The sequence below is a fragment of the Sphingomonas naphthae genome (assembly GCF_028607085.1).
Taxonomy (GTDB): Bacteria; Pseudomonadota; Alphaproteobacteria; order Sphingomonadales; family Sphingomonadaceae; genus Sphingomonas_Q; species Sphingomonas_Q naphthae.
In genome coordinates, this window is the sequence record NZ_CP117411.1 from 1,379,121 (window position 1) to 1,403,026 (window position 23,906).

Below are 23,906 nucleotides of genomic sequence, written 5' to 3' on the forward strand. Positions count from 1 at the left end.
GGCTCTCAGCTCCGCGCCGCTTCGTGGATCGCCAGCAACGTCCGCACGAGCTTCTCGAGCTGATCCAGCGGCCACGCATTCGGCCCGTCCGACAGCGCATGGGCGGGATCGGGATGCGTCTCCATGAACAGGCCGCTGATCCCCACCGCCACCGCCGCGCGGGCAAGGGCGGGGACGAACTCGCGCTGGCCGCCGCTGGTGGTGCCGTTGCCGCCGGGCAGTTGCACCGAATGGGTCGCGTCGAACACCACCGGGCAGCCGGTTTCGCGCATGATGACCAGCCCGCGCATGTCGGACACGAGATTGTTGTAGCCGAAGCTCGTGCCGCGATCGGCGACCATGAAGGTGGGGTCGGTGATGCCCGCCTCGGCCGCCGCGTCGCGGGCCTTGGCGATCACGTGCGTCATGTCGCCCGGCGCCATAAACTGCGCCTTCTTGATGTTGGCGGGTTTGCCCGACGCGGCGACGGCGGCGATGAAATCGGTCTGGCGCGCCAGGAAGGCGGGGGTCTGGAGGACGTCGGCCACCTCGGCGACGGGCTTCACCTGATCCTCGGTATGCACGTCGGTCAGGATCGGCAGGCCGGTTTCGGCGCGCACTTTCTGGAGAATCCGTAATCCTTCGTCAAGGCCGGGGCCACGAAAGGATTTGCCCGAGCTGCGGTTCGCCTTGTCGAAGCTGCTCTTGTAGATGAGCAGGATGCCCAGCCGGTCCGCGATCCCCGCCAGCGTCTCGGCGGTCGAGAGCGCCAGCGCCTCGCTCTCGATCACGCAGGGGCCGGCGATGAGGAAAAGCGGCTGATCGAGCCCGATCGGGCGGCCGCACAGGCTGGTCATGGACATCTCCGGTTGAACCGGCCCCGCTTAGCCGTTCGAGGCTCGCGGTGCCAAGGCCATGACAGCGCCGCGATCCTCGCCTAGAGCGATCGGGCGTATCACCTCGTCATCGCGAGCGAAGCGCGGCGATCCAGCGTCGCGGCTGGATTGCTTCGCTGCGCTCGCAATGACGGATGGGGGAATAGGGTTCGTTTGCCGGGGTTAGCCTTTACCAAGAAGCGTGTCTGGACGCCGATCCTGCGGTCGCCGCTGTTTCCCGGCATCGCGATCGGCGTGGCCGATGTCGCGCGCAGGGGGCCGGCGGTGGCGTTCGATGCGACGCGTGTCGCCGAGGTTGCCGCCGCCATCGCCCGTGAGCGGGTCGGTGGGCGCTTCTGGGGGCGGCCGATCGTCGGCGCGCGCCACCTGATCGTTGCCAGCGACATCGCGCATCTCGATGCGGCCGAGGGCGAAGGCACGATCGTCTGGCCGGTCGGCACCGCCATCGCCGACGCGGCGCGCAAGAGGGGGCTGGCCGTCGCGCCGGCGGATGCCGATCCCTGGTCGCTGATCGATGCCGCCGAGGTCGTCAGCGGCGATCCCGCCCATGAAGTGGCGCTGCTCGCCGCCTGCGCGGGCAAACTCCCGCTCGATCCCAGCGCGCTCCACAGCCATCTGATCGACACGGTCGCCTATCGCGATCCCTTCACCGGCGCCTCCAGCGATCCGCTCGCCGCGATCGACCTGCTCGGTTTCTGGCGCCGCTGGATCGACGCGAATCGCGGGATCGCCGCCGCCGCCGGCATGGCGTGGTGGAAGCGGGCGGAGATCGCGCGTTTCCTGTGGGCGGGGCAGGGCACCATACCCTTCCTCCGCCCCGCCGCCGCGATCGCCGTCGCCGCGCCTGCGGACGGGGTGATCGCGACCTGGCCGTCGCGTGTGCCCGCCGACTTCGCCGATCAGGCCACCGCCGCCGGCGCCCGCGTCCATCTCGTCGAAGACGGCTTCCTCCGCTCGCCCGGCCTCGGCGCCGATCTCCATCCGCCGCTCTCGGTGGTGGTGGACGGCCAGGGCATCTATTACGATCCGTCGCGCCCCTGCGATCTCGAGACGATCCTCGCCACCCACGAATTTCCGCCCGCGATCAAGGCGCGCGCCGATCGGCTCCGTCAGCGGATCGTGACGAGGGGGATCGGCAAATATGGCGTCAGCACGCCGGCGGCGGTGCTGGATCTGCCCGCAGGGCGGCGCATCGTCCTCGTCGCGGGGCAGGTGGAGGACGACATGTCGGTGCTGGCCGGTGGGGCGGGCGTGGCGGGCAACCGCGACTTGCTCGAACGCGCCCGCGCCGCCGAGCCCGATGCCTACCTCCTCTTCCGCCCCCATCCCGATGTGGAGGCCGGCCATCGCAAGGGCGCGGTGCCCGATGCCGAGGCGCTGCGCTTCGCCGACGTCATCTCGCGCGGCGGCTCGCTCGCGGCGCTGCTGGAACAAGTTGATTCGGTTCATGTTCTATCGTCTCTCACCGGTTTCGAAGCGTTGCTGCGGAACCGGGACGTGGTAATTCATGGCCAGCCCTTCTTTGCCGGATGGGGGCTGACTCGCGATCTCGCTCCGGCTATGTTGCGGCGCAACAAGAAACTGGAGCTGGACGAGTTGATAGCGGGCGCCCTGATTCTCTATCCGCGCTACCTCGATCCGCGGACCGGTTTGCCCTGTCCGCCCGAAACCTTCCTCGACGCGATCGTGCCCGCCCGGTCACTCAGCCCGCTGATCCGTTTGCGGCAGTTGCAAGGACGGTTGCGAAAGTGGTTCCAGCGGCGTTATGTCGCGGCATGAAGCCGTGGCCGTCATCCCGCAGGAATTTCCTTTTCCTGCAAGGCCCTCATGGCCCGTTCTTCTTCCGGCTGGGGGAGGCGCTCGCCCAGATCGGCCATGGCATCCACCGCATCAACCTGAACGGTGGCGACCAGAAGGATTGGCCCGGCCCCGCGACGAACTTCGGCGGCAAGGCCGAGGCCTGGCCGTTGTTCTTCGACAAATATGTCACCGATCACGACATCACCGATGTCGTCTTCTTCGGCGATTGCCGCCCGCTGCACACGGCGGCGCACGGTATGGCCCGCCTGCGCCAGCTGCGCATCCACGTGTTCGAGGAAGGCTATATCCGGCCCGACTATGTGACGCTGGAACTGGACGGGGTGAACGGAAACAGCAGCCTGTCGCGCGATCCGCAATGGTATCTCGATCAGGCGGCCGGGCTGCCGCCGGTGCCGGTTCACCCGCCGGTCGCCTCCAGCTTCGGCCGCCGCGCGCGCGAGGCGATGGCCTATAATACGGCGACCGTGCTGGCGAAGCTCACCTTCCCGCATTACCGCAACCATCGCCCGCTCTCGTCCTGGGGGGAGGGCATCTTCTGGCTGCGCCGTCTCCAGCGCCGCAAGCGCGAGCGCGAGCGCTCGTCCGCGATCCTCGCCGCCATCGCCGGCCAGCCCTATTTCTGCTTCCCGCTCCAGCTCGATTCGGATCACCAGATCCGCACCCATTCGCCGTTCGGCAACATGTCGGTCGCGATCCGCTATGTGATCGAGAGCTTCGCCCGCGCCGCGCCGCGCGATCATCTGCTCGTCATCAAGCAGCATCCGCTGGATGCCGGCATGATCAACTGGCGCCGCTTCATCGCCGACGAATCGGCCAAGAACGGCATCGCCGAGCGGGTCCATTTCGTCGAGGACGCCGATATCGCGCCGATGGTGGCGCAGGCGCGCGGCGTGGTGACGGTCAACAGCACCACCGGCACCCTGGCGCTGCGCGAGAATGTGCCGACGGCGGTGCTGGGCCATGCCGTCTATCACATCCCGCGCATCACCCATCAGGGCACGCTCGACGATTTCTGGCGCAACCCGGTCGCGCCCGAGGAAGCGGTGTACGACGCGTTCTGCCGCGTGCTGGTCAACCGCTGCCTCATTCATGGCGGATTCCTGAGCGATGTGGGTCTCGGCTATCTAGTGCGCGGCGCGGTCGCGCGGCTGACGGCCGACGACAGCGGCGAGACGGTCTCGCTGGAGGAAAAGCTCAGCCTGCTATGATGGTTGGTGGGTAATGCTGGAGATCCGGCCCCGCGGGTCGATCGATGGAGCGGAAGTCGTTCTCGACATTTCGCGCCTGTTGTCGCGCGCGCTGCACGCCATGCCCACCGGCGTCGATCGCTGCGAGATGGCCTATGCGACCGACCTGATCGAGCGCATCCCCGATCGGCTGAGCTTCTCCGCGCTCCATCCGGCCGGCGCCTATGGTCGGCTGTCGTGGCCGGCGGTGCGGCAATTCCTGTCCTCCACCGGCGCGCGCTGGCGCCATGGCGGCAAGATCGATCCGCTGACCCTGAAGGTTTCGGCGCTGCGCCACTGGACGGCGCTCTGGCCGAAGCCGGTGCCGGCGGCGAGGCGCCCGCGCGTCTATCTTCAGGCGTCACCGCATCATCTGGAACGCGGCGACAAGGTGCGGGCGATCCTGCGGCGCGAGAATGCCGCCTTCGTCTGCCTCGTCCACGATGTGATCCCAATCGTCCATCCCGAATATGCGCGCGAGGATGGCGCGATGAAGCATCTCGCCCGCATCCGCAGCGTGGCCGATCATGCCGCCGGCATCGTCAGCAATTCGGCCGCCACGGAAGAGGCGCTGATCCCTTTCCTCCAGGCGGTCGGCCACCGCCCGGAACTGCGCATCGCCCATCTCGGCGTCGACGTGCCGGACATGATCGACGCGCGGAAGGGCGGCGACGCGCCGGGCATCGACGGGCCGTATTTCGTGTGCGTCGCCACGATCGAGCCGCGCAAGAATCACCTGCTGCTCCTCAACATCTGGCGCCGCCTGATCGAACGCCATGGCCATGCCGCGCCCAAGCTGGTGCTGATCGGTCGGCGCGGGTGGGAGAATGAGCAGATCGTCGACATGCTCGATCGCTGCGCCACGCTGAAGGGACATGTGATCGAATATGGTGGCCTGCCCGATCGCCAGATGCGGTCGTTGATGGCGGGCGCCCGCGCCCTGCTGCTGCCCAGCTTCGCCGAGGGCTTCGGCATGCCCGTCACCGAGGCGCTGATCGCGCGCGTGCCGGTGATCGCCTCGGATCTGGGGGCGTTGATGGAGGCGGGCGGGGCCGCCGCCGATTATCTCGATCCGCTCGACGGCTTCGGCTGGATGGACGCCATCCTCGATTATGCCAAACCCGATTCCGCCCGTCGTGCCGCGCAGTTGGAGCGCATCCGCGACTGGCGCCCGCCCAGCTGGCGCGCGCACCTCGATACGGTGATGGAACTGGTCGACGCCGTCGCCGAACGCCCGGCGATGGCCTGATTTCAACGCGGTCGGTGGCGAGCTACGCCTGCTCGAACGGCAGCGCCGCCGCCAGCCGGCCCTGCCCGGCCCGCCGCGCCACCCAGGCATCGGCCACCACCTCCGCCTGCTGCTCGATTCCGTAAAGATCGAACGCCTTGCCCGGCCGATAGCGATAGCGGCAGAATGGATGGCGCATCAGCGGCAGCCACCAGCGGCCCGATCGCTGCGCCTGCCACACATGCGTCATTTCGTGGATGAACAGCCGTTGCAGGGAAAACGGCGCGGCGGCGAAATCGGCGCGCCACAGGCCGGCCGGGCACCAGATCGCCCCATCCGGCGCCATCACCACATTGCCCGGTTGCAGCGGCCACCAGCGCCCGAGGTGGACCCACACCGCGCCATAATCGATCGCCTTCCCGAACACCTCGCGCGCCATCGCGATCTCGCCGCCGGTGAGCGGGCGGGAGTGGCGCGCGCGGGCCATCAGGGGTGGGCGCCGGGGCGGATCACTCCGCCCCGAACATGCCCTTCAGCTTGCCGAAGAAGCCCTGGCTCGCGGGGCATTCGTCGCCCGTCTCGGTCGCGCGAAACTCTTCCAGCAATTCCTTCTGGCGGGCGGACAGCTTGGTCGGCGTCTCCACCTCGATCTGCACGATCATGTCGCCGGTGCCGCGCCCGTTCAGCACGGGCATGCCCGCGCCGCGCTGGCGCAATTGCTTGCCCGACTGGATGCCCGCCGGGATGCGGATGCTGTGCACCTGCTGGTCGAGGCCGGGCACTTCGATCGCGCCGCCCAGCGCCGCCGTGGTGAAGCTGATCGGCACCTTGGCGAACAGGGTCGTGCCCTCGCGCTCGAACACGCTGTGCCGCTTCACATGGATGAAGATGTAGAGGTCGCCCGCCGGCGCACCCCGCGCCCCGGCCTCGCCCTCGCCGGTCAGGCGGATGCGCGTGCCCTCGTCGACGCCGACGGGAATCCGCACGTCGAGCGTCTTTTGTGCCTCGACCCGGCCCTCGCCACGACAGGCGGGGCAGGGGTCGGCGATCACCTGACCGCGCCCGTGGCACGACGGGCACATCCGCTCGACCACGAAGAAGCCCTGCTGCGCGCGGACCTTGCCATGGCCGGCGCAGGTCGTGCAGGTCTTGGCGCCCTTGCCGCCGGCCTTCGCGCCGGAGCCGTGGCAGGTGTCGCAAGCCTGCGCGACATCGACCCGCACGCTCTCCTGCTTGCCGTGGAAGGCATCTTCCAGCGAGATTTCGAGATCGTAGCGCAGGTCCGCGCCGCGCTGGGCGCCCCCCTGCTGGCGGCCGCGACCGCCGCCCATGAACTCGCCGAACACGCTTTCGAAGATGTCGGAAAAGCCCTCGAAGCCCTGTCCGCCGCCGCCGAAGCCGCCGCCCGGCCCGCCCTGCTGGAAGGCGGCCTTGCCATAGCGATCATAGGCCGCGCGCTTCTGCGGGTCCTTCAGGCACTCATAGGCCTCGTTGATCGCCTTGAACTTCGCTTCGCTATCGGCGCAACCGGGGTTCTTGTCCGGGTGGCATTGCATCGCAATTCGCCGGAACGACGATTTGATCGTCTTGTCGTCGGCGGTGCGCTCGATCTCGAGCAGCTCGTAATAATCGGTGTCAGCCATCAAGCCCCCCGGCCTGTATCTCCCTCTCCCGCATTGCGGGAGAGGGTCGGGGAGAGGGCCTGTCCGTCAATCAGCACGTCGCTCAAGAAGAAGACCCTCTCCCAACCCTCTCCCGCGAAAGCGGGAGAGGGCTTCGTTGCACTTACTTCGTCTCGTCGACTTCCGAGAATTCGGCGTCGACCACGTCATCGGCCTGCGCCGCGCCCGAAGCGGCGCCCGGCGAGGCTTCCGCCTGCTGCTGCTTCTCGTAGATCGCCTGACCCAGCTTCATCGCCACCTGGGTCAGCGCGCCGGCCTTTTCGGTCATCTGGTCGGCATCGCCGCCCTCGATCGCCGTCTTGGTCTCGGCGATGGCCGCCTCGATTTCGGACTTCAGGCTCGCGTCGATCGAATCGCCATGCTCCTTGAGCTGGCTCTCGGTCGAATGGACGAGGCTTTCGGCGTTGTTCTTCGCCTCGGCCGCCGCACGGCGCTTCTTGTCCTCCTCGGCGAACTGCTCGGCGTCGCGCACCATCTGGTCGATGTCGCTGTCCGAAAGGCCGCCCGAGGCCTGGATCTTGATCTGCTGCTCCTTGCCGGTGCCCTTGTCCTTGGCGCTGACGTTGACGATGCCGTTGGCGTCGATGTCGAACGTCACCTCGATCTGCGGCACGCCGCGCGGCGCGGGCGGGATGCCGACCAGATCGAACTGGCCCAGCATCTTGTTGTCCTGCGCCATCTCGCGCTCGCCCTGGAAGACGCGGATCGTCACGGCGTTCTGATTGTCGTCGGCCGTGGAATAGGTCTGCGACTTCTTGGTCGGGATCGTCGTGTTGCGGTCGATCATCTTGGTCATGATGCCGCCCAGCGTTTCGATGCCCAGCGACAGCGGGGTCACGTCGAGCAGCAGCACGTCCTTCACGTCGCCCTGGAGGACGCCGGCCTGCACGGCCGCGCCGATCGCCACCACCTCATCGGGGTTCACGCCGGTGTGCGGCTCCTTGCCGAAGAACTGCTTCACGGCCTCGCGCACCTTGGGCATCCGCGTCATGCCGCCGACCAGCACGACCTCGTCGATGTCGCTCGTCTTCAGGCCCGCGTCGGCCAGAGCCTTCTTCATCGGCTCGATCGTGCGCTTGATGAGATCCTCGACCAGACGCTCCAGATCGGCGCGGGTGATCGCCTTCACCAGATGCTTCGGCCCGGTGGCGTCGGCGGTGATGAAGGGCAGGTTCACTTCGGTCGTCTGGGTCGACGACAGCTCGATCTTGGCCTTTTCGGCGGCTTCCTTCAGGCGCTGGAGCGCGAGACGATCCTTGGTGAGATCGATGCCCTCGTCCTTCTTGAAGCCTTCCGCCAGGAACTCGACCAGCTTGGCGTCGAAATCCTCGCCGCCCAGGAAGGTGTCGCCGTTGGTCGACTTCACCTCGAACACGCCGTCGCCGATTTCCAGCACCGACACGTCGAACGTGCCGCCGCCAAGGTCATAGACCGCGATCGTCTTGCCGTCGTTCTTGTCGAGGCCATAGGCCAGCGCGGCGGCCGTCGGCTCGTTGATGATGCGCAGCACTTCGAGGCCCGCGATGCGGCCGGCGTCCTTGGTCGCCTGGCGCTGCGCGTCGTTGAAGTAAGCCGGCACGGTGATCACGGCCTGCGTCACGGTCTCGCCGAGGTAGCTCTCGGCGGTTTCCTTCATCTTCTGGAGCGTGAAGGCCGAAATCTGGCTGGGCGAATAATCCTCGCCGCGCGCCTGCACCCAGGCGTCGCCGTTCGGGCCTTTCACGATGTGATAGGGCACCAGCTCGGTGTCCTTCTTGGTGATCGGATCGTCGAAGCGGCGGCCGATGAGGCGCTTCACCGCGAAGATCGTCGCGTCCGGGTTGGTCACCGCCTGGCGCTTGGCCGGCTGGCCGATCAGGCGCTCGCCGTCCTTGGCGAATGCCACGATCGACGGCGTCGTGCGCGCGCCTTCGGCATTCTCGATCACCTTGGGCTTGCCGCCCTCCATCACCGCCACGCAGCTGTTCGTGGTCCCCAGATCGATACCGATCACCTTGCCCATAATCTCTCTTCCAGTCCCTCGTTAGGTGCCGCCGGCCGCCCCCCAGATAACGAGGCGAGACGGCCGTCATGCGGCGAATTGACCGGCGCGATATAGGGTGTGGTTCCTGCCCCGCAAGAACCCGTGACGAATCCCCGGAAAGCCGATTATGAGCGGCCATATGAAGAGCTTCGCCACCGCCGCCCTGATCGCCCTCGCCACCTTGTCCGCCTGCCACGGCAAGGCGCCCGACAATCGCGGCGTCACCCGCGCCTGGGCACGCCTGCCGGTGGTGCCGGGCCGGCCGGGCGCGGTCTATTTCACCCTCGTCGGCACCGGAAAGGCCGATCGCCTCGTCGGCATCGACAGCGCCGTCGTCGGGCGGATCGAGCTGCACGAAAGCGGCATGCACGGCCGCATGATGACGATGCGCCCGCTGGCCGGCGCCGACGTGCCGGCGGTGGGCAAGGTCGTGTTCGGCCCCAGCGGTAACCACGGCATGCTGTTCGATATCGACAAGGCGATTACCCCCGGCACCGCCATCCCCATGCGCTTCGTCTTCGCCAGCGGCCGCGCGGTGGAGGTGGAGACCAAGACGGTGGAGCAGGGCGGCGAGGCGCCGTTTCCGGCGGAGTGATGATAAAACCGGACCGTCACCCCAGCGAAAGCTGGGGTCTTGCGGGGCTTGGGACGATGTCTATGGCAGCCGCCTGAGACCCCGGCCTTCGCCGGGGTGACGATCCCACCCCACACCGTTCGTCCTGAGCGTAGTCGAACGAAGTGCCCCGAACGCTGCGCTTGCCTCCTGTGCTTCGACTACGCTCAGCACGAACGGGTGAAATCAGTCGCTCAGCCCGCCGGCCGATCCGGCTCCGCCCGCAGCAACGGCGCCAGCATTGCCAGCCCCGGCCCGGCCGCCGCCGCGATCTCGGCCTCCATCGCGCGATAGCCCGCCAGTACCGCGCGCCCGCAGTCCGTCAGCCGCGCGCCGCCGCCCTTGCCGCCGCCCGCGCTCGTCTCGACCAGCCGCTCGACCCAGCAGCGGTTCATGCTGTCCACCAGCAGCCACGTCTTGCGATAGCTCATCCCCAGCGCGCGGCCCGCGCCGGAGATCGATCCCTCCGCCACGATCGCCTCCAGCAGATCGGCCTTGCCCGGCCCGATCGCCGGCTCGTCGCCGCAGAACACCTGCGCCTTGAGCTTCAGGGGGCCGTGGCGGGGCACCACCGGCGTTACTGCGGCTTCGCGGCGGCGCCGGGCGCCAGCGGCGTCTCGGTATTGGCGACCACGCCCAGCATCGCCGTCCACGCCGCCACCGCCTGTTGCATCTGCGGCTTCTCGATCTTGTCGAACGTGTCGTCGGCGGTGTGGTGCAGGTCGAAATAGCGCGTGCCGTCCTGCCCGAGATCGACGATCGCGGTCCCCTGCGCATTGGCGGTCGGCTCCACATCGGTGCCGCCATGCGCCGCGCCGCGACCGGGTGTCACGCCCAGCGGCGCGAGCAATTCCATCAGCTGATCGCTCGTCGCCTTGGCGGCCGGCGCCAGCGTCGCCTGCATCCGCCACACCCGGTCGCCGCCGAAATCGGCCTCGGCGACCAGTTCGTGCTTCTCGTTCGCGTGCGCCTTGGCATAGGCCTCCCCGCCGAAGCCGCCCACTTCCTCCGCCCCGAACCACACCAGCCGGATCGTCCTGAGCGGCTTGGCACCCGTCGCCAGAAAGCGCCGCGCCGCCGCCGTGGTGATGGCGAGGCCGGCGGCATCGTCGATCGCGCCCGTGCCGAGATCCCAGCTGTCGAGATGCCCGCCGATCAGGATGATCGGTGCCCTGGGGTCGCGCCCCGGCACTTCGGCGATCACGTTGCCCGACTGGTGGATGCCGGTATCGCGGGGCGTGAGCGTCAGATGGATCGTCACCTTCTGCCCGCGCGACAGGATGCGCGACAGCTGCTCGGCATCGGGCACCGAAAGGGCGGCGGCCGGGATCGGCTTCACCCCGTCGGTCCAGTTCTGCACGCCGGTGTGCGGCACGCGATGATGATCGGTGCCGATCGACTTGATGAGGATCGCCGCCGCGCCCTTGGCCGACGCCACCGACGGCCCGTTGCGGCGGACCGCGCCGAAATAGCCGTAGCCCGATCCGTCCTGATTGGCCTTCATGTCGTGCGTGACGAACACGATCTTGTTGGCGACCTGGGCGGCGGGGGCCGCGCGCAGCTCGTCGAGGCTGGCGAAGCCGATCACCTCGGCGTCGATCCCGGCGGCCGGCGTCGCGCCGCTGTTGCCGAGCGCGGTCAGCACCAATTTCTGCGCGAAGGGCGCCGTCACCTCGGCGGTCTCGGCGCCCCGCACCCACACCGGCATGTCGAACGTCTCGGTGCGCACGTTGGCGAAGCCGAGCGACTTCAGCGTCCTGGCCGCCCACACCCGCGCCCGCGCCTCCGCCTCGGTGCCGGCAAGGCGCTGGCCCACCTCGGTCGTCAGCCCCTCGGTGATGTCATAGGCGATATCGTCCTTCAGCGCCGCGTCGCGCATCGTGGCGACCTTGTCGGGCTGGACGGCAGCTGTCGCGGTGGTGGCGAGGAGCAGGGCGGACAGGGCGGGGAGGATCGTGCGCATGGCGCAGGCGTAGGCCGCGCGCGCCATGTTTGCCAAGAGGGGGCGTGCGGTTTGCCAAGCGGGGCTCGGCTGCGCTAGGGCAGCGCGCAAATCCCGACCACCGCCCTAACCGGAGTCCATGCACCCATGGCCGCCCAGTACGCCTTCGTGATGAAGGACATGACCAAGACCTTCCCCGGCGCCCCCAAGCCGGTGCTCCACAACATCAACCTGCAATTCTACCAGGGCGCCAAGATCGGCATCGTCGGCCCGAACGGCGCCGGCAAGTCGACCTTGATGAAGATCATGGCCGGCGTGGACAAGGATTTCACCGGCGAGGCCTGGCCCGGCGAATATATCACCGTCGGCTATCTGGAGCAGGAGCCCCAGCTCGATCCGACCAAGACGGTGCTGGAAAACGTCAAGGAAGGCGCGCGCGGCGTCGCCGATCTGGTCGATCGCTTCAACGCGATCTCGGCCGAGATGGGCGATCCCAAGGACGACACCGATTTCGACGCGCTCATGGAGGAGATGGGCGAGCTTCAGGGCAAGATCGACGCGGTCGACGGCTGGACGCTCGACAACCAGCTCGAAGTGGCGATGGAGGCCCTGCGCTGCCCGCCCGGCGACTGGCCGGTCGCCAACCTGTCGGGCGGTGAGAAGCGCCGCATCGCGCTCACCCGCCTGCTGATCCAGAAGCCGTCGATCCTGCTGCTCGACGAGCCGACCAACCATCTCGACGCCGAAAGCGTGAAGTGGCTGGAGAGCCACCTCAAGGAATATGCCGGCGCGGTGCTGATGATCACCCACGACCGCTACTTCCTCGACAATGTCGTCGGCTGGATTCTCGAAATCGATCGGGGGAAGTATTTCCCCTACGAGGGCAATTACTCGACCTATCTCGAAAAGAAGGCCAAGCGGCTCGAGCAGGAAGAGCGCGAGGAGAGCGGCCGCCAGACCGCGATCCGCAACGAACTGGAATGGATTCGGCAGGGCGCCAAGGCCCGCCAGACCAAGTCCAAGGCGCGTATCGCCAAGTTCGACCAGCTGGTCGAACAGCAGAACAACCGCACCCCCGGCAAGGCCCAGATCGTCATCCAGGTGCCCGAGCGCCTCGGCGGCAAGGTGATCGAGGTCGAGAATGTCTCCAAGGCCTATGGCGACAAACTGCTGTTCGACAATCTCTCGTTCACCCTGCCGGCCGGCGGCATCGTCGGCGTGATCGGCCCGAACGGCGCCGGCAAGTCGACCCTGTTCAAGCTCATCACCGGCCAGGAAACGCCGGACGAGGGCAAGATCGACATGGGCTCGACGGTGCGCCTTGGTTACGTCGATCAGAGCCGCGACCATCTCGACGACAAGAAGAACGTCTGGGAGGAAATCTCCGACGGGCTCGATTACATGAAGGTCAACGGCCACGACCAGTCGACCCGCGCCTATGTCGGCGCGTTCAACTTCAAGGGCGCCGACCAGCAGAAGAATGTCGGCAAGCTCTCGGGCGGCGAACGCAACCGGGTGAACATCGCCAAGATGCTGAAGAAGGGCGGCAACGTCCTCCTGCTCGACGAGCCGACCAACGATCTCGATGTCGAGACGCTGGGCGCGCTGGAGGAAGCGATCGAGAATTTCGCAGGGTGCGCCGTGGTCATCAGCCACGACCGCTTCTTCCTCGATCGCCTCGCCACGCACATCCTCGCGTTCGAAGGCAACAGCCACGTCGAATGGTTCGAAGGCAATTTCGAAGCCTATGAGGAAGACAAGCGCCGCCGCCTCGGCGACGCCGCCGACCGCCCGACCGCGCTGGCCTACAAGAAGCTGACGCGGTGACAGAAGGGCTGGACGCTAAAGAGTTAAACGCGCTTTCGATCATTGCTGCTTGTAATGACGCCGATAAGGTTCGCCGAATGATGTTGAACGCATCTGGCAAGTCGATCGTGGTCGAACAGGCGGCGTTCAACCGGATTATCGAGATCGAAGCGCGATCTACCGTGCCGGGAGTTGAACAAGCATGCTGGTCAATGATCCATGCGGTAGAGGAAATTAGACGCCAGCGAACCGGTAAGCGAAAGCCGATGAACCGCCTGCGACCAAAGATCGAGCGTGATGGTGTCGTCGCTTCTTTGGAATACCTCGCGTTAAACCGTAGTGAAGGATTCCAAGAGGTCTTGGATTACAAAAGGCCTGATTTAACCGCTGAGGCAATAGTGCTCGCACATGCTCAGCATTTTTCCGACAAGGCACTGACAGCGGCGGCTGATCGGCTAATTGAGGCCGGGATTGATCCGCAGGTGTTCAGAACTGTCTAGTGGGTTCCGGTTTTGAAGATGACGGCGCCATCCGCCCCGATCTGGTCGATCGCTGCTACGAACTGGCGGCGATCGGCTATGGCGAGGGCGGGTGCCCGATCGGGTCCTTGCTGGTGCGGGGCGGCGCGATCATCGGCGAGGGGTGGAACCGGCGGGTCCAGCAGGGCGATCCGATCGCGCATGGCGAGATGGATGCGCTGCGCAACGCCGGCCGCCAGCCCACCTATCGCGACACGATCCTCTACACCTCGCTCAGCCCCTGCATGATGTGCGCGGGCACGATCGTGCAGTTCAAGATCCCGCATGTCGTGGTGCTGGAGAACACCACCTTCGGCGGCAACGAAGGCTTCCTGCGCGAGCACGGCGTGACGGTCGACGTGCTCGACGATCCGCGCGCCATCGCCCTGATGCGCCGTTTTATCGCCGAGCAACCGGCGCTGTGGAACGAGGATATCGCGGAGTAGGGCGAGCGCGTCAGTTCAGACCGGTCTCGATCGACAGGCCGGGGATGGTGGCCGCCGCGATCGTCTCGCCGAGCGGCACGATGCACGTCTTGAGATAGGCACCGTCCACCGGCGCCCAATGCTGGTGGATTGTCCGGGCGGGCAGGTCCACCACCCAGAACTCCGGCACGCCACCCGCCGCATAGATCGTCGCCTTGCGGCCGAGATCGAACGCCACGGTCGTGTCGGCGATCTCCACCAGCAGCGCGACCGAGGCGCCGGGCACCGGGCCGTCGCCGATCGGTTCGGATGTCAGGATGATATCGGGTTCGGGCAGATCATGGTCGGACAGCGATACGCTGCCCTCCATGCCGACATAGAGGCTGCTGCCGATGGCTTGAAGCGCCAGTCGCAGGCGGAAGGCGAACTCGCCCTTGGCATACATGTGCGGCCGGTGCTGCGCGTTCATCGTCAGCACCTCGCCATCGATCAATTCGGTCTTGCGGTAACCGGCAAAGGCCCCCGCCTCGTCGAGCAAGGCGAAGTCGGCGACCCGCAGGCGCATCCGCTTCGGCACGTTGAGGGCAACGACCTCGTTCATGGCGCTCAGCCTATCACAGCCGGCCGGGCCACGAAAACCCGGCCGGCCGCCGATCGTTCATCAGTAGAACTGCTCGGGCGTCGGGGTCGGGGCCTTGCAGGCGCGCTGGTTGCCGCGCTTGCAGGCGGCGTCCTGCATCCGCCACGCGACCATCGCGTCGGCATAGGCATTCTGCTGGCGGGCATAGCGTTCGTCCGTCCGAAGCACCGACCGGTCATGCGCCATCAGCGCGCGCCAATAGGCTTCGCGATCGGCCTCGTACACGGCCTTGGCGTCGATATCGGCGCTGGCGGTCGCCGTCGCGGCGGCGCCGGCCTGGGCGTTGAGCGTATCGGTGACCGGGCCTTCCTGCGCGTTGATCGCGTCGGTGCGCGGCGAGGGCTTGTCGTAGCCGCGGTCGTAGGGAAGCTCGCGGGTCGGGCTCGCCGGCGCCGTCGGCAGCGTCTGGGCCGAAGCGGGCAGGGCAGTCGCGCTCGCCAGCAGGGCGGCGATCATCATCGGGGCACGCATCATCTCTCTCCTCGGGAAAGCGGATATGGCGGCCCAAACGTGGCGACGCCCCCTCGCGTTCCCGCAACCGACCCGGCAACCGCTGCGCCCGCGGGACGTTGCAGCCCCATAACGACGGAGGATGCGATGGACATTTCCAAGGGCGACGTGGTCGAACGGATCGCGCGCGTGCTCGCCGCCCAGCGGCTGAGCGTCAACGCCGGCGGCGACACCCGCTCCGCCGCCAGCGAGGTGGACGGCAGCTGGAGCGCGCACATCCCCGACGCACTGGCGGTGCTGCGAACGCTGCGCGAGCCCGACGAGCGGATGGCGGCGGCGGGCGATCCGGCGGTGTGGGAACGGATGGTGCTGGCCGCGCTGGCGCAGGAGCCGGTCGTCTAAACCTCGATCGTCATTGCGAGCGCAGCGAAGCAATCCAGGTTCCGCCGCTGGATTGCTTTGCTGCGCTCGCAAGGACGGATCAAACCGGCGCGAAAGCCCCGCTTTCCTCGTCCAAAATATGCAGCACGCCATCGGTTATCGCGAAATAGGCGCCACGCAGGCGCAGCGTCCCCGCCGCCTCGCGTTCCGGGACGATGGGGAAGGAGCGGAGGTTGGCGAGGCTCACCTTCACGGCCTCCATCTCCATCAGCCGCACCGCGTCCGGCCCGGTGCCGTGCGCCGCCACGATCCGGTCGCGCGCCTCGTCGAGCAGGTCGACCCAATGGGCGATGAAGCCGCCCTCCCCGGGTTTCGCGCCCTTGAAGCGCTGGCTCAGCGCCGCCGCCACGCCGCCGCAGGCGCCATGGCCCAGCACGACCACCTCGGGCACCTGCAACTGGTTGAGCGCGAATTCCAGCGCGGCGGACACGCCGTGGCGGCTGCCGTCCAGCTCGAACGGCGGCACCAGATTGGCGACGTTGCGTACCACGAACATCTCGCCCGGCGCGGTATCGAAGATGATCGAGGGTTCGACCCGGCTGTCCGAGCAGGCGATCACCATTACCTTGGGGCTCTGCCCCTCGGCCAGTTCCTGCCAGCGCGCGCGTTCCTCGGCCCAGTCGCCCGCGCGGAAGCGGCGATAGCCATCGATCATGCCTGAAAAGTCCGTCATGGGGAGAAGCCTAAACCCTGTCGCCGGGGGGTGGCAAGCGGGCGCGGGGATCGCTATCTCCACCGCCATGACCGAACCCGTCGCTCCGCTCCCGACTCCGACCCCGCGCGAACCGCGCATCCGCAAGCCGGACTGGATTCGCGTGAAAGCCCCCGGCGGCACCGCCTTCGCCGAGACGAAATCGCTGATGCGCAGCCTGAATCTGGCTACCGTGTGCGAGGAGGCGGCCTGCCCTAATATCGGCGAATGCTGGAGCAAGAAGCACGCCACGGTGATGATCCTGGGCGACACCTGCACCCGCGCCTGCGCCTTCTGCAACGTGAAGACCGGCATGCCGCGCGCGGTGGACCTGAAGGAGCCGCAGCATGTGGCCGATGCGGCCGCCGCGATGGGGCTCCAGCATATCGTGGTCACATCGGTCGATCGCGACGATCTGAAGGACGGCGGCGCCAGCCAGTTCGTCAAGGTGATCGATGCGCTGCGCCGCACGACGCCCAACACCACGATCGAGATCCTGACCCCCGATTTCCGCAATAAGGCCGATGCCGCCGTCGAGGCGATCGTCGCCGCCCGGCCGGACGTCTACAATCACAATCTGGAAACCGTCCCGAGGCTCTATTCCACCATCCGGCCGGGCGCGCGTTATTATGCGTCGCTGCGCCTGCTGGAGACGGTGAAGCGCCTCGATCCGTCGATCTTCACCAAGTCCGGCGTGATGGTCGGCCTGGGCGAGGAGCGGCTGGAGGTGCATCAGGTGATGGACGACATGCGCTCGGCCGGCATCGATTTCCTGACAGTCGGCCAATATCTCCAGCCGACGCCGAAGCACGCCAAGGTGATGGATTTCGTGACGCCGCAGGCATTCGACGCCTACGCCTCGATCGCGCGCGCCAAGGGCTTCCTGCTGGTCGCGTCGAGCCCGCTGACCCGTTCCAGCTACCACGCCGATTCGGACTTCGCGAAGCTGCGTGTCGCGCGCGAGAAGCAACTCGGCCGGGTGACGGCGGTGGCGGCGGAGTAGGGGGTTGGGACTGCCCATTTCCCATCCGTTCGTCCCGAGCGAAGTCGAGGGACGGGAGGCTGGACGCGGCGCGCGGGGCACATCCCTCGACTTCGCTCGGGACGAACGGTGTGTGGGGGGAGAGGTGTAACATGCCCCGCCACAGCGAAATCCGCCATCTGCCCTACACCCCCGAACAGATGTACGATCTGGTCGCGGATGTCGCCAGCTACGCCAAATTCCTGCCCTGGGTCGCCGCCGTCCGCGTGCGATCGGATAGCGAGACCGAGATGGTCGCCGATCTCGTCGTCGGCTTTTCCGCCCTGCGCGAGAAATTCACCTCGAAGATCGAGAAGCACCGGCCGGACAGCGTCCATGTCGAATATGTCGATGGCCCGCTGAAATTCCTGCACAACGACTGGAAGTTCCGGCCCGACGAGGCGGGCGGCTGCTTCGTCGACTTCCTCGTCGATTTCCAGTTCAAGTCGCGCATCTTCGAGGCGCTGGCCGGCCAGATGTTCGACAAGGCGCTGCGCAAGATGATCGGCGCGTTCGAGACGCGCGCCGCCGCGCTTTACGGCAGCGGCGCGCCCGGCATCAGCAGTTCCAGCGCCACCAGCGCCGCCTGAAGCCGGATCCCGCTGCGGCCCAGATCGCCGAACTGCTTGCGATCGGCATGGATGTCGTCCTCGTGCATCCCGCGCGTCGCGCAGGCGAACACCACCGTGCCGACCGGCTTCTTCGCCGTGCCGCCGCCCGGTCCCGCGATGCCGGTGATCGACACCGCCACATCGGCATCGCTCTTGTCGATCGCCCCGCGCGCCATCGCCCAGGCGGTCGCTTCGGAAACCGATCCGAACGTCTCGATCACGTCGCTGGCGATGCCGAGCAGCTTAACCTTGGCTTCGTTGGAATAGGTCACGAAGCCCGCGTCCATCACATCGGACGATCCCGCCACCTCGGTCAGCGCGGCGGTGACGAGGCCGCCGGTGCAGCTTTCGGCGACCGCGATCTTGCGCTTGGCGGCGCGATTGGCATCGATCACGCGGGTCGCGGCGGCGACAAGTTCGTCCGGCAGCAGGGTCACGGGCGCTCCTCCGGGCGGCACACTTTCAGGACGCCGGCGATGCCGTTGCCCTTGCGGTCGGCGATGGCGACGCCCAGCGCGGCGAGCCGGCCGATGTCGCGCCCCGGCACGGTCGACAGCGATTCGATCACCTCGTTGGCCTCGAAACAGGCGTTGGGCTTGATCTTCTCTGCCAGCAGCGAGGCGAGCATCGGCTCGACCAGGAAGCGCAGCGCGTCGCTGTTCATCTCCGGCGGCATCAGCTGACCCAGCACCTGGCTAAACACCCGCCCGATCACCTTGCGCGCCGTCGGCCAGGCCGCCGCCGCGTCGGGGCGGTAGCGATCGGCCAGTTGCGGCGCATAGCTCGTCAGATAGGCCGCGCGGGGCAGCACCGGCCCGCACCGCTCGGCCAGCTTCGTCACCACCGAGGGCAAAGCGAAGGTGACCAGCGCGGCCGCCTCCTGCCGCTCGATACAGCCGAGCTTCAGATTCTGGAGCGCCTGCGCCGAGGCGACGGTGGGCATCGCGACGAGCGCGGCGGCCAGCAGGGCGCGCCGGATCATGCCGGCACCCGCACGGTCGCCATCGCCTGGGCGGCGATGCCCTCGCGGCGGCCGGTGAAGCCCAGCCCTTCGGTGGTGGTTGCCTTGATGCTCACCTGATCCTCCTCGAGCCCGAGCAATGTGCCGATCCGGGAACGGATGGCGGCGCGATGCGGTCCCACCTTGGGCGCTTCGCAGATGATCGTGACATCGACATGATCGATCACGCCGCCCTTCGCCACGATCAGGTCGCGGGCGTGGGTGAGGAAGCGGTGCGAGGCCGCGCCCTTCCACTGCGGGTCGCTCGGCGGGAAATGGCTGCCGATATCGCCGTCGCCGATCGTGCCGAGCAGCGCGTCGGTCAGGGCGTGGAGCGCCACGTCGGCATCCGAATGGCCGGCGAGCGCGGCGCTGTGGGCGATGCGCACACCGCCCAGCCACACATGGTCGCCGGGCGCGAAGGCGTGGACGTCATAGCCCATCGCCGTGCGCGAGCGCATCGCGGCCGCAAGGCGCGCTTCGGCGGCGGCGAAATCGGCGGTGTGGGTCAGCTTGTCGAGCATCGTGTCTCCCTCGACGGTGGCGACGGCGAGCCCGGCGGCGCGGGCGACCTGCGCGTCATCGGTGGCGGGGCCGCCGGCCCACGCCCGATGCGCCGCGAGGATCGCGTCGCGGTCGAACCCCTGCGGGGTCTGCACCCGCACCAGCCCGTCACGCGGCCGCACGTCGCCCAGCAGGCCATCGGCGGCCGCGATCGTATCGACCACCGGCAGCACCGGCACCGCGCCATCATGCGTATCGAGCGCCGCCAGCAGCCGGTCGATCACGGCCACGGAGAGGAACGGGCGGGCGGCATCGTGGATCAGCACGCGCCCGGCGGGCACAGCCTCCAGTCCGGCGATCACCGAATCGCGCCGCTCGGCCCCGCCGATCACGGGGGTGGGCATGGTGCGGTCGCCCAGCGCCTCGGCCAGCAGCCCCGACTGCCCCGCGCCGATCACGATCTGGATGCGGTCGATCGCGGGGTGGGCGGCCAATGCATCGACGGCATGAGCGATCATCGCCTTGCCCGCGATGGTCGCATATTGCTTGGGGGTGCCGAGGCCGGCGCGCTCGCCGCGACCGGCGGCGACGATCAGCGCGGTGGTGGTCGATGCCATATCGGCGCCTTAGCCGCCCGCGCGGGTGCCGTCCATGTTGCGCCGCTCGCCCAAAAACGGTAGGGGCGTGCCTGTTTTTTAGGCAGAGACTCTTGGCACGGCTTTCCCCCATCTCGATCGGCCCCGTCACGGTGCAGACCCCGGTGATCCTCGCCCCCATGACCGGGGTGAGCGATCTGCCGTTCCGTCGCGCCGTGCGCCGCTTCGGCTCCGGCCTGAACGTCACCGAGATGATCGCCAGCCAGGCCGCCATCCGCGAGACGCGCCAATCGGTGCAGAAGGCGATGTGGGATCCCATCGAGGAGCCCGTATCGATGCAGCTCGTCGGCTGCTCGCCGGTGGACATGGGCGAGGCGGCGAAGCTGTGCGCCGATCGTGGCGCCGCCATCATCGACATCAACATGGGCTGCCCGGTCCGCAAGGTCGTCAACGGCGACGCGGGTTCGGCGCTGATGCGCGATCTGCCGCTCGCCACCGCGCTCGTCGCCGCGACGGTGAAGGCGGTGGACGTGCCCGTCACGCTCAAGATGCGGATGGGCTGGTGCCACGACAGCCTCAACGCGCCCGAACTGGCGAAGGCGGCCGAGGATATCGGCGTGAAGATGATCACCGTCCACGGCCGCACCCGCAACCAGATGTACAAGGGCTCGGCCGACTGGGCGTTCGTGCGGCGGGTGAAGGATGCCGTGTCGATCCCGGTGATCGTCAACGGCGATATCTGTTCGATCGAGGATGCCGATACAGCGCTGGAACAGTCCGGCGCGGACGGGCTGATGATCGGGCGCGGCGCTTATGGCCGGCCGTGGCTGCTCCATCAGGTGATGCGCTGGCTGGAGACCGGCGAGCGCCGGCCCGATCCCACCCTCGACCAGCAATATGCCGTGATCGTAGCGCATTATCACGAGATGCTCGAAATCTATGGCAGCGAAGTGGGCGTCAACATGGCGCGCAAGCATCTCGGCTGGTACACCAAGGGCCTGCCCGGATCGGCCGAGTTCCGCCACAAGGTGAACCAGATTCCCGATCACAAGGTCGTCCTCGCCAACCTCGCCGAATTCTATCGTCCATGGCTCTCGCGGGCAGCGGCCTGACCCGCTTCATCCGGCGCGACCTTCGCGAAGAGGGGCGCCTGGGCCTGCCCGAAATTTTCGCCGCCCTGCCGACCCCGGTGCTTGCGCTCGATGCGGGCGGGGTGGTGGTGGAGGCCAATCCGGCGGCCGAAACCTATATCAACCTCGCCCGCTCGGCGATCGTCGGCCAGAATATCGCCGAGCTGATCGGCCACCCGCTCACCTCGGTGTCGAGCGACGCCCGCTTCGTGGCCTATGATCTCGATCTGACCCTGCCGGGCGACAAGCTCCAGTCGGCCGACCTTTCGGTGGCGCCGCTGCCCGACCGGCCCGGCTGGCGGATGCTCACCATCCATCCCCATCCGCAGGTCACCGTCCGCACCCGCCGCACCGGCCGCGAGGGCGGCACGCTGGCGGCGGTGGGCGCGGCGGCGCTGCTCGCGCATGAGATCAAGAATCCTTTATCGGGTATCAGGGGTGCGGCTCAACTCCTTGAAAGTGCGGCAGACGAAGGCTCGCGCGACCTCACCCGGCTGATCCGCGACGAAGTGGATCGGGTGGCCGCGCTGATCGACCGGATGGAGGGTTTTACCGACAGCCGCGCCATAGCCGTCGAACCGTTCAACATCCACACCGCGCTCTACCATGCCCGCGACGTCGCGATTAAGGGCTTCGCGCGCGATTTCAGCATTCGTGAACTCTACGATCCATCCCTGCCCCACGTCCTGGGCCATCGCGATTCGCTGGTTCAGGTCGTTATCAACCTGCTCAAGAACGCGGTCGAGGCGATGAAGGGCGCGGGGATGGAGACGGGGACTATCACCCTCACCACCGCCTATCGCCACGGCGTGCGCCTGTTGACCGACCAGGGCGATGGCCGCCGCTCGCTGCCGATCGAACTGTCGGTGTCGGACGAGGGACCGGGCGCCCCGGACTCGATCCGCGACCATCTGTTCGATCCGTTCGTCTCGTCGAAGCGGTCGTCGGGCGGTCTGGGGCTGGCGCTGGTCGAGAAGCTGATCGCCGATCAGGGCGGCATGGTCGAATATGTCCGCGAGGGGCAGCCGCCACGCACGATCTTCCGTGTGCTGCTGCCGCGCGCGGTGCGGGGAGAATGACGATGAGCGCGGCGCGGATCCTGGTGGTGGACGACGATGCGGCGATCCGCACCGTCATTCGCGAGGCGCTGCGCCGCGACGGCCATCGCGTCGAGACCGCCGCCTCGGTTGCCGATCAGTTCCGATTGATCGATAGCTTCATGCCACATGTCCTTGTCACTGATGTAATATTACCTGACGGCAATGGGCTGGACGTGATGCCCGAGGTGATGGCGCGGGCGCCGAAGATGCCGATCATCGTTCTCTCCGCGCAGAACACCTTCACCACCGCGATGCGCGCCACAGAGCAGGGCGCGTTCGATTACCTGCCCAAGCCGTTCGATCTGGCCGAATTGTCCAAGGCGGTGAACGACGCGGTCGCCACCCATGCCGCGACGCTCGACGCCGATGGCGGCACGCCCGCCGAAGATCTCCCCCTCATCGGCCGCTCGCCGCCGATGCAGGAGGTGTATCGCACCATCGCCCGCGTCGTTTCCAACGATCTGACGGTGCTGGTTCTGGGAGAATCCGGTACGGGCAAGGAACTTGTGGCACGTGCTATCCATGATTTCGGAGCAAGGGCGGCCAAGCCCTTCGTCGCGATCAACATGGCCGCCATCCCGCGCGAGCTGATCGAAAGCGAATTGTTCGGCCATGAGCGCGGCGCCTTCACCGGCGCGGCCCAGCGCACCGCCGGCCGTTTCGAGCAGGCGCAGGGGGGCACGCTCTTCCTCGACGAGATCGGCGACATGCCGATGGAGGCACAGACCCGGCTGCTGCGCGTCCTCCAGTCGGGCGAGTTTTCGACGGTGGGCGGCGCCCGCGCGATCCGCGCCGACGTGCGGATCATCGCCGCCACCCACAAGGATCTGCCGCGCCTGATCGGCGAGGGCGGCTTCCGCGAGGATCTCTATTACCGCCTCGCCGTCGTGCCGATCCGCCTGCCGTCGCTGCGTCAGCGGGTCGAGGATCTCGCCGAACTCTCGCGCCACTTCCTTGATCGCGCCGTGGCGGACGGCCTGCCCCGCAAGCAACTCGATCCCGCCGCGATCGATCGGCTCACCCGCCACAGCTGGCCGGGCAATGTGCGCGAGCTGGAAAACCTCATGCGTCGCCTGGCCGCGCTGGTGCGCGAGGACGTCATCTCGGTCACCGCGCTCGAACAGCATCTGGCCGGTCACGGTGGGGAGGCAGCGCCTGCGCCGATCTCGGTCGGCTCCGGCCTCGCCGACGCGATCGAGCATCATCTGGCCAGTCACTTCGCCGATTACGGCCGCCAGCTGCCCCCGGACGGCCTCTACGATCGCCTGCTGGCCGAGGTGGAGAAGCCGCTGCTGCGCATGTCGCTGGCGGCGGTGCGGGGCAATCAGTTGAAGGCCGCCAAGCTGCTCGGCATCAATCGCAACACGCTCCGCAAGAAATTGTCCGAGCATGGGCTCGACCCGCAATCGGCCAAGCGTGGCGGATAAGCGACGGGCGTCTGCCGAAAATCCCATTTCGATGTGTTTTGTGTGCAACGCTCTTGTGGTAACAAGGTCACGATGACGCTTGCCACAGTCCGCCCCGCCGCGCGCCCGCCCCGTTGGCGGCGTCGGCTCGCGCTGG

General features: G+C 67.6%; 25 protein-coding genes. 13 read left to right on the plus strand and 12 right to left on the minus strand.

Annotation, left to right across the window (positions count from 1 at the left end):
• Positions 1-5 precede the first annotated feature (5 nt).
• A complete protein-coding gene (kdsA, locus tag PQ455_RS06455; protein WP_273690245.1) occupies positions 6-836 on the minus strand; it encodes a 3-deoxy-8-phosphooctulonate synthase in 831 nt (276 codons plus the stop codon).
• Positions 837-1,028: 192 nt separating this feature from the next.
• Between kdsA and PQ455_RS06460 the strand changes: the two genes are divergently transcribed.
• The 3 genes from PQ455_RS06460 to PQ455_RS06470 are packed head-to-tail and all read left to right on the plus strand — an operon-like array spanning position 1,029 to position 5,171.
• Positions 1,029-2,654 (plus strand): capsular polysaccharide export protein, LipB/KpsS family, encoded by a 1,626-nt coding sequence (locus tag PQ455_RS06460; RefSeq protein WP_273690248.1) that lies wholly within the window; start codon positions 1,029-1,031, stop codon positions 2,652-2,654.
• Positions 2,651-3,904 (plus strand): capsule biosynthesis protein, encoded by a 1,254-nt coding sequence (locus PQ455_RS06465; RefSeq protein ID WP_273690250.1) that lies wholly within the window; start codon positions 2,651-2,653, stop codon positions 3,902-3,904. Before PQ455_RS06460 ends, PQ455_RS06465 begins: the two co-directional genes overlap by 4 nt.
• Before the next feature lie 13 nt (positions 3,905-3,917).
• Positions 3,918-5,171: a glycosyltransferase family 4 protein gene (locus PQ455_RS06470; RefSeq protein WP_273690252.1), complete on the plus strand. Its 1,254-nt coding sequence runs from the start codon at positions 3,918-3,920 to the stop codon at positions 5,169-5,171.
• Positions 5,172-5,193: 22 nt separating this feature from the next.
• Here the strand turns inward: PQ455_RS06470 and PQ455_RS06475 are convergent, their stop codons facing one another.
• From PQ455_RS06475 to dnaK, 3 genes are all read right to left on the minus strand, one after another.
• Positions 5,194-5,637 carry a vgr related protein gene (locus PQ455_RS06475; RefSeq protein WP_273690254.1) on the minus strand — a complete coding sequence of 148 codons (444 nt, stop codon included), beginning with the start codon at positions 5,635-5,637 and terminating at the stop codon, positions 5,194-5,196.
• 22 nt (positions 5,638-5,659) lie between these two features.
• Complete coding sequence (gene dnaJ, locus PQ455_RS06480) at positions 5,660-6,793, minus strand: molecular chaperone DnaJ (protein ID WP_273690257.1); 1,134 nt, start codon at positions 6,791-6,793, stop codon at positions 5,660-5,662.
• Positions 6,794-6,935: 142 nt separating this feature from the next.
• The gene (dnaK, locus tag PQ455_RS06485) at positions 6,936-8,834 is read right to left on the minus strand and encodes a molecular chaperone DnaK (RefSeq protein WP_273690259.1); all 1,899 of its coding nucleotides are present in this window, start codon (positions 8,832-8,834) and stop codon (positions 6,936-6,938) included.
• A gap of 160 nt (positions 8,835-8,994) precedes the next feature.
• Here dnaK and PQ455_RS06490 point away from each other — a divergent pair, with 160 nt between their 5' ends.
• Positions 8,995-9,450, plus strand: a complete 456-nt coding sequence (locus PQ455_RS06490; RefSeq protein WP_273690261.1) for a copper chaperone PCu(A)C — start codon at positions 8,995-8,997, stop codon at positions 9,448-9,450.
• 212 nt (positions 9,451-9,662) lie between these two features.
• Here the strand turns inward: PQ455_RS06490 and PQ455_RS06495 are convergent, their stop codons facing one another.
• Together PQ455_RS06495 and PQ455_RS06500 are read right to left on the minus strand one after the other, a co-directional pair.
• On the minus strand, positions 9,663-10,040 hold the full coding sequence (locus tag PQ455_RS06495; protein WP_273690263.1) for a winged helix-turn-helix domain-containing protein: 378 nt from the start codon (positions 10,038-10,040) through the stop codon (positions 9,663-9,665).
• Positions 10,041-10,045: 5 nt separating this feature from the next.
• Positions 10,046-11,458, minus strand: coding sequence for a M20/M25/M40 family metallo-hydrolase (locus PQ455_RS06500; RefSeq protein WP_273690265.1), 1,413 nt, complete (start codon positions 11,456-11,458; stop codon positions 10,046-10,048).
• 99 nt (positions 11,459-11,557) lie between these two features.
• Between PQ455_RS06500 and ettA the strand changes: the two genes are divergently transcribed.
• The 3 genes from ettA to PQ455_RS06515 are packed head-to-tail and all read left to right on the plus strand — an operon-like array spanning position 11,558 to position 14,180.
• On the plus strand, positions 11,558-13,237 hold the full coding sequence (ettA, locus tag PQ455_RS06505) for an energy-dependent translational throttle protein EttA (RefSeq protein ID WP_273690268.1): 1,680 nt from the start codon (positions 11,558-11,560) through the stop codon (positions 13,235-13,237).
• Positions 13,234-13,716: a hypothetical protein gene (locus tag PQ455_RS06510; RefSeq protein WP_273690270.1), complete on the plus strand. Its 483-nt coding sequence runs from the start codon at positions 13,234-13,236 to the stop codon at positions 13,714-13,716. The genes ettA and PQ455_RS06510 overlap by 4 nt, the downstream gene beginning before the upstream one ends.
• Complete coding sequence (locus PQ455_RS06515) at positions 13,716-14,180, plus strand: nucleoside deaminase (protein ID WP_273690272.1); 465 nt, start codon at positions 13,716-13,718, stop codon at positions 14,178-14,180. The genes PQ455_RS06510 and PQ455_RS06515 overlap by 1 nt, the downstream gene beginning before the upstream one ends.
• Positions 14,181-14,190: 10 nt before the next feature.
• Here the strand turns inward: PQ455_RS06515 and PQ455_RS06520 are convergent, their stop codons facing one another.
• Complete coding sequence (locus PQ455_RS06520; protein WP_273690274.1) at positions 14,191-14,760, minus strand: Uma2 family endonuclease; 570 nt, start codon at positions 14,758-14,760, stop codon at positions 14,191-14,193.
• A 60-nt stretch (positions 14,761-14,820) separates the two neighbouring features.
• Positions 14,821-15,270: a hypothetical protein gene (locus PQ455_RS06525; protein ID WP_273690276.1), complete on the minus strand. Its 450-nt coding sequence runs from the start codon at positions 15,268-15,270 to the stop codon at positions 14,821-14,823.
• Positions 15,271-15,396: 126 nt separating this feature from the next.
• Here PQ455_RS06525 and PQ455_RS06530 point away from each other — a divergent pair, with 126 nt between their 5' ends.
• On the plus strand, positions 15,397-15,651 hold the full coding sequence (locus PQ455_RS06530) for a hypothetical protein (protein WP_273690278.1): 255 nt from the start codon (positions 15,397-15,399) through the stop codon (positions 15,649-15,651).
• A 79-nt stretch (positions 15,652-15,730) separates the two neighbouring features.
• Here PQ455_RS06530 and PQ455_RS06535 read toward each other — a convergent pair whose 3' ends face one another.
• Positions 15,731-16,363: a carbonic anhydrase gene (locus PQ455_RS06535; protein ID WP_273690280.1), complete on the minus strand. Its 633-nt coding sequence runs from the start codon at positions 16,361-16,363 to the stop codon at positions 15,731-15,733.
• Positions 16,364-16,430: 67 nt separating this feature from the next.
• On the opposite strand from PQ455_RS06535, the gene lipA reads away from it, so the two are divergent.
• Together lipA and PQ455_RS06545 are read left to right on the plus strand one after the other, a co-directional pair.
• The gene (gene lipA / locus PQ455_RS06540) at positions 16,431-17,384 is read left to right on the plus strand and encodes a lipoyl synthase (protein WP_273690282.1); all 954 of its coding nucleotides are present in this window, start codon (positions 16,431-16,433) and stop codon (positions 17,382-17,384) included.
• A 131-nt stretch (positions 17,385-17,515) separates the two neighbouring features.
• Complete coding sequence (locus PQ455_RS06545; RefSeq protein WP_273690284.1) at positions 17,516-17,992, plus strand: type II toxin-antitoxin system RatA family toxin; 477 nt, start codon at positions 17,516-17,518, stop codon at positions 17,990-17,992.
• On the opposite strand, the gene PQ455_RS06550 is transcribed toward PQ455_RS06545, so the two are convergent.
• From PQ455_RS06550 to PQ455_RS06560, 3 genes are read right to left on the minus strand one after another with little or no spacing between them, the layout of a single operon-like run.
• Positions 17,938-18,450 (minus strand): CinA family protein, encoded by a 513-nt coding sequence (locus tag PQ455_RS06550; protein WP_273690286.1) that lies wholly within the window; start codon positions 18,448-18,450, stop codon positions 17,938-17,940. The genes PQ455_RS06545 and PQ455_RS06550 overlap by 55 nt on opposite strands.
• Entirely contained in the window at positions 18,447-18,995 is a 549-nt protein-coding gene (locus PQ455_RS06555; protein ID WP_273690288.1) for a hypothetical protein, read from the minus strand. Before PQ455_RS06555 ends, PQ455_RS06550 begins: the two co-directional genes overlap by 4 nt.
• Positions 18,992-20,134, minus strand: a complete 1,143-nt coding sequence (locus tag PQ455_RS06560) for a bifunctional 2-C-methyl-D-erythritol 4-phosphate cytidylyltransferase/2-C-methyl-D-erythritol 2,4-cyclodiphosphate synthase (RefSeq protein WP_273690290.1) — start codon at positions 20,132-20,134, stop codon at positions 18,992-18,994. Before PQ455_RS06560 ends, PQ455_RS06555 begins: the two co-directional genes overlap by 4 nt.
• Before the next feature lie 92 nt (positions 20,135-20,226).
• Between PQ455_RS06560 and dusB the strand changes: the two genes are divergently transcribed.
• From dusB to ntrC, 3 genes are read left to right on the plus strand one after another with little or no spacing between them, the layout of a single operon-like run.
• Complete coding sequence (gene dusB, locus PQ455_RS06565) at positions 20,227-21,225, plus strand: tRNA dihydrouridine synthase DusB (protein WP_273690292.1); 999 nt, start codon at positions 20,227-20,229, stop codon at positions 21,223-21,225.
• The gene (locus PQ455_RS06570) at positions 21,201-22,322 is read left to right on the plus strand and encodes a two-component system sensor histidine kinase NtrB (protein WP_273690295.1); all 1,122 of its coding nucleotides are present in this window, start codon (positions 21,201-21,203) and stop codon (positions 22,320-22,322) included. Before dusB ends, PQ455_RS06570 begins: the two co-directional genes overlap by 25 nt.
• Before the next feature lie 2 nt (positions 22,323-22,324).
• Positions 22,325-23,770 carry a nitrogen regulation protein NR(I) gene (gene ntrC / locus PQ455_RS06575; protein WP_420542842.1) on the plus strand — a complete coding sequence of 482 codons (1,446 nt, stop codon included), beginning with the start codon at positions 22,325-22,327 and terminating at the stop codon, positions 23,768-23,770.
• The last annotated feature ends 136 nt before the right edge of the window (positions 23,771-23,906 follow it).